Raw genomic sequence first — 4601 nt, forward strand, 5'->3', positions numbered from 1 at the left:
CGGTACGCCTCGGCGACGATCACCTCGCGCTGGCGGTCGGCATCGGCGCGGATCTTCTCGCCTTCGGCCGCACCGGTCGAACGCAGCTCGTTGGCCACGCGCTTGCGCTCGGATTCCATGCGGCTGTAGACCGAGCTGGTCACGTTGGCCGAGAAGTCGACGCGCTTGATCCGCACGTCGATGATCTCGATGCCGAAGGCCTTCGCCTCGTCGGTCAGGCGCACCCGCACACCCTGCATCACGCGGTCGCGGTCGGTCGCGAGCATCGCCTGCACCGTGCGCTTGGTCACCTCTTCGTTGAAGGCGGCCTGCACGATCGGGCTCAGGCGGTTCTCGACATTGCGCATGTCGGTGCCGTTGTTGCGGATGAACTGCTTCGGATCGATCACGCRCCACTTGACCAGCCAGTCGATGACCAGGCTCTTCTTCTCGGCGGTGAAGATCGGGCGCGTCTCGGGGCTGTCCAGCGTCTGCACGCGGCGGTCGAGGAAGACCACGTTCTGCAGCGGCGGCGGCAGCTTCGCCTTCAGGCCCGGTTCGGAGATGACTTCCTTGATCTCGCCCAGTGCATAGATGACCGCGAACTGGCGCTGGTCGACGATGAACAGGACGGAGGACAGCAGCATCAGTGCCACCAGGGCACCGGCGACGAGCATGGCGAGTCGATTCATGGTGAGCTTTCTGCGGTTCTCTTCGCCGTGGGATCAGCGGCCGTCGCGGTCGCGGCTGCGCTGGCCGTCGCGCGAGCGGATGTCGACGCTGCCCGGGGTGCCGGCCGGGGCCTCGGTGGGCGTGGTGGCCGGCGCCGTGGTGGCCGGCACGGCACTGCCGACCTGCTGCATCAGCTTGTCGAGCGGCAGGTACAGCAGGTTGGAGTTGTCGCGCGTGTCGACCATCACCTTGCTGACGCTCGAATAGACCTGCCGCATCGTGTCGATGTACATGCGGTCGCGCGTGACCCCGGGCGCCTTCTGGTACTCGGTGAACACCTGGTTGAAGCGTTGCGCATCACCCTCGGCCGTCGCGACGACGCGGGCCTTGTAGGCCTCGGACTCCTCGCGCAGCCGTGCAGCCGTGCCTTGCGCCTTCGGGATCACGTCGTTCGCATAGGCCTGCGCCTCGTTCTTCGCGCGCTCGCGGTCGGCACCGGCGCGGAACGCATCGTCGAACGCGGTCTGCACCTGCTCGGGCGCCTGCACGCTCTGCACGTTGACGTTGACGATCAGGATGCCGGTGCGCAGCCGGTCGAGCTGGGTCTGGATCGACTTGACGAGATCGATCGCGATCGCATCGCGCTGCTCGTACAGCACCGAGTCCATGTTCGCCTTGCCGACGATCTCGCGCACCGCCGATTCGGCGGCCTGCTCGACGACGATGTCATCGGGGTTGCGGTTCTCGTACAGGTACGAGCGCGCATCCTTCAGCCGGTACTGCACGCTGAAGCGGATGTCGATGATGTTCTCGTCCTGCGTCAGCATCGACGAATCGCGCAGCCCGGTGGCCTGCACCACGTTGCTGCGGCCGATCTCCTTGGTGCGCAGCTGCGTGACCGGCACCGTCTCGTGGGCCTGGAACGGGTACGGGAAGCGCCAGGTGAAGCCGGCGTCGACCGTGTGACTGTACTTGCCGAACGAGGTGATGACCGCCTGCTGGCCTTCCTGCACGATGAAGAAGCCGCTGAAGGCCCAGATCAGCACGACCACGCCGGCGATCAGGCCGATGCCGATGCCGGCGCTGCGCATGTCGGGGCCGCCGCCATTGCCACCGCTGCCGCCGCCCGAGCCGTTCGAGCGCTGTCCGCCCTTGCCGCCGAACAGGCCGCTCAGCTTGCGGTTGAAATCACGCCACAGCTCGTCGAGGTCGGGCGGGCCGTCGCCGCGGCCGCCGCTGTTCAGCACCGGGGCCTGGACGCCGGAGCGCGCACCGCGCAGGCTGGCGAAGGCCGCGCCGCCCAGACCGGACAGCAAGGCCTTGGCTGCATGGGCCACGTCACGAACCTGCGAGGCGGGGCCGGCGGCAGGCAGAACTGGGTTGGAGCTCATGGTCATGTGGGTGTGCAGAGGATTCGGGCTCACGCTGCGGCGTCGGGCAGCTCGGACGGATCCGAGGGATACGCCAACGGCGGAGTTGAGGATGAATGCATGGCGTTCAAGTCGTCCTGCAGCGTGCCGGCCACCGCGGCCGACAGGATGCGGCGCAGTTCCGGCAGGCCGCGGCCGTCGAGCGCGCTGACGAAGACGCGTGGGACTCGCACGCCGCCTTCAAGTTCCAGCACGTCGGCGTGATAGCGGGGGTGCTGCGCGAATTCGAGCTTGTCGAGCTTGTTGTAGACCAGCACCTGCTGGATGTCGGCCGCGCCGATGTCGCCCAGCACGCGCTGCACCTCGGCCATCTGCTCGGCCAGCACCGGGCTCGCGGCATCGACCACGTGCAACAGCAGGTCGGCGTCGGCCGCCTCCTGCAGCGTCGCCTCGAAGGCCTCGACCAGCTTGTGCGGCAGGTCGCGGATGAAACCGACGGTGTCCGAGAGCGCGGCCGAGCGGCTGATGTCTTCGAGGTAGAGCTGGCGCGTGGTGGTGTCGAGCGTCGCGAACAGCTGGTCGGCCGAATAGCTCTTCGCCTTCACGAGCGCATTGAACAGCGTCGACTTGCCGGCGTTCGTGTAGCCCACCAGCGAGACGCGGAAAGTGCCGCTGCGCTCGCGCGAGCGGCGTTGCGTGTTGCGCTGCTTCTTCACGCGCACCAGCCGCTCCTTCACGGACTTGATGCGCTCGCCGATCATGCGGCGGTCGAGTTCGATCTGCGCCTCGCCGGGGCCGCCGCGGTTGCCGATGCCGCCGCGCTGGCGCTCCAGGTGGCTCCAGCGGCGCACCAGGCGTGTCGACAGGTACTGCAGCCGCGCGAGTTCGACCTGCAGCTTGCCCTCGTGGCTCTGCGCCCGGGCGGCGAAGATCTCGAGGATCAGCATCGTGCGGTCGGCGACGGCCACGCCCAGGTGGCGCTCGAGGTTGCGCTGCTGTGCCGGCGACAAGGCCTGGTCGAACAGCACCGCTTCGGCCTGGTGGCCGAGCACCAGGGCCWTGATCTCGTCGGCCTTGCCGGAACCGACGAACAGCGCCGGGTCGGGCGACTTGCGCCGCGCCGTGACGCGTGCCACCGGCAGGTCGCCGGCCGACTCGGCCAGCAGCGCGAGTTCATCGAGGCTCGCATCGAAATGCGAACCACCGTGCGAACCGCCGCCGAAATCGACGCCCACCAGGATGGCGCGCGGCAACGCAGCCTGCGCCGCGGCGTTGGAGCCAGCAGCGCTCATGCGGGACGCCGCCTCGGAAGTTGGTGGCGCACCCACCCGGGCGACCTCAGCGGTCTCAGGTCTGCTCCGGCGCCTCGGCGGCGTGGAAGTTCACCGCGCGGCCGGGCACGACGGTCGAGATCGCGTGCTTGTAGACCATTTGCGTCACGGTGTTGCGCAGCAGGACGACGTACTGATCGAAAGATTCGATGTGGCCCTGCAGTTTGATGCCGTTCACGAGGTAGATCGACACCGGAACATGCTCTTTGCGAAGCAGGTTCAGAAACGGGTCTTGTAGAAGCTGCCCTTTATTGCTCACGATATGCTCCGTGATGGAAAGTGATGGAGGTCGTCACGTTAACACAGCGCCGCGCTGCATCGCAGCATGGCGGGCCAAATGAAGCAATCTTTGTCGGTCACTCTTTGTCGGCGAACGGGTTGCTCGACGAGCGCATCTCGATGCGCAGCGGGGTGCCGACCAGCTTGAAGTGCGCCCGGAAGCGCCCTTCGAGGAAGCGCTTGTACACGTCGGTCACGTGCTCGAGCGAGTTGCCGTGGATCACGATCACCGGCGGGTTCATGCCGCCCTGGTGGGCGTAGCGCAGCTTCGGGCGGAAGGCGCCGGCGCGCTTGGGCGTCTGGAACTCCACCGCCTCGTGCAGCAGCCGTGTCAGCACCGGCGTCGTCATCTTGCGGGTGGCCGACGCATGCGCATCGGCTATGCCCTGCCAGACCGGGCCGAGCCCCTGCCGCTTGATGGCCGAGATGCGCAGCACCGGTGCGAACTTCAGGAATGCGAGACGCTGCTCGATCGAGCGCTCGAGCGTCTGCTTCTGGTAGTCGTCGATGGCATCCCACTTGTTGACGGCCACCACCACCGCGCGGCCGCTCTCGAGGATGTAGCCGGCGATGTGCGCATCCTGGTCGGTCACGCCCTGGGTCGCGTCGAGCAGCAGCAGCACGACGTTCGCGTCGGCGATGGCCTGCAGCGTCTTGACGACCGAGAACTTCTCGATCGCCTCGAACACCTTGCCCTTGCGGCGCAGCCCGGCGGTGTCGATCAGCTCGAACTTCTGCCCGTGGCGCTCGAACGGCACGGTGATCGCGTCGCGCGTCGTGCCCGGCTGGTCGAACGCCACCAGGCGCTCCTCGCCGAGCCAGGTGTTGATCAGCGTCGACTTGCCGACGTTCGGCCGGCCGGCGACAGCCAGGCGGATCGGCGCACCCTCTTCCGGCTCCTCGGGCTCTTCGTCGAACGGGAAGTCTTCCAGCGCGGCCTCGGTCAGGCTGCGGATGCCCTGGCCGTGCG

General features: G+C 67.6%; 5 protein-coding genes. All 5 read right to left on the reverse strand.

All coding sequences use genetic code 11. The features are described from left to right. On the reverse strand, positions 1–671 hold a 671-nt coding region (gene hflC / locus AC1D12_RS25410; RefSeq protein WP_477843679.1), incomplete at its 3' end, for a protease modulator HflC. 33 nt (positions 672–704) lie between these two features. Continuing rightward, positions 705–2048: an FtsH protease activity modulator HflK gene (gene hflK, locus AC1D12_RS25415; protein ID WP_465112310.1), complete on the reverse strand. Its 1344-nt coding sequence runs from the start codon at positions 2046–2048 to the stop codon at positions 705–707. Between the two features lie 23 nt (positions 2049–2071). Next, positions 2072–3313 carry a GTPase HflX gene (gene hflX / locus AC1D12_RS25420; RefSeq protein ID WP_477843681.1) on the reverse strand — a complete coding sequence of 414 codons (1242 nt, stop codon included), beginning with the start codon at positions 3311–3313 and terminating at the stop codon, positions 2072–2074. A 55-nt stretch (positions 3314–3368) separates the two neighbouring features. Next, complete coding sequence (hfq, locus tag AC1D12_RS25425) at positions 3369–3611, reverse strand: RNA chaperone Hfq (RefSeq protein ID WP_047502530.1); 243 nt, start codon at positions 3609–3611, stop codon at positions 3369–3371. Positions 3612–3708: 97 nt separating this feature from the next. Next, on the reverse strand, positions 3709–4601 hold an 893-nt coding region (gene der / locus AC1D12_RS25430), incomplete at its 5' end, for a ribosome biogenesis GTPase Der (protein ID WP_477843683.1).

Source organism: Rhizobacter sp. P1_G5, assembly GCF_056405435.1.

Bases quoted from the DNA above. Each gene is read 5' to 3' on its own strand.
- hflK (WP_465112310.1), bottom strand. From the start codon at position 2,048: ATGACCATGAGCTCCAACCCAGTTCTGCCTGCCGCCGGCCCCGCCTCG.